Source organism: Campylobacter sp. 2018MI01 (genome assembly GCF_018501205.1).
In the GTDB taxonomy this organism is placed as follows: Bacteria; Campylobacterota; Campylobacteria; order Campylobacterales; family Campylobacteraceae; genus Campylobacter_E.
The window spans coordinates 1-431 of record NZ_JAHCZE010000167.1 but is presented as its reverse complement, the minus strand read 5'-3'; the positions used below and the strand labels follow the sequence as shown (position 1 = coordinate 431).

The window sequence follows — 431 nt, the reverse complement described above, 5'->3', positions numbered from 1 at the left end:
CCTGAGGAATACGCCCTGACCGTGACCGAGGTGCTCAACGCTTCCCACCTCTTCGACGACAATCCCATTGTGGCTACCTGTGGTTCCTCGGACCGCTCCATGCCCATCTTCGGGCGCCGGGAGCGCATCGTCGACGATGTCGCATTCGACAGCCTGGACCTGGTGTCGGCCACGCCTACTACGCACCGATCGTCGACGGCTTGATCCGTCTCGGCGTGGTTGCTGTCGGCAGGACCCGCATCGTCGTGCACCGGGATTCGGACCCCCGGACTAATCTCTCCTGTTAGTTACCTGACCATGGTCGGATGGGGTTGGCCGGTCGCGTGCCACTACAGCGTCGTTCCCTCTCCGCCGACAGCATGTTTCCCTCGGCGATCGGGTGAACACTTGACGGGATCGTGGACACTGGAAGTCATGAGTGAGTCGACGAA

General features: G+C 61.9%; 1 protein-coding gene. It reads left to right on the top strand.

Features of this window, described 5'->3' with window-relative positions; all coding sequences use genetic code 11:
* A partial coding sequence (locus KJQ97_RS10100; protein WP_214120708.1) for a hypothetical protein occupies positions 1–204 on the top strand: 204 nt, incomplete at its 5' end.
* Between the last annotated feature and the right edge of the window lie 227 nt (positions 205–431).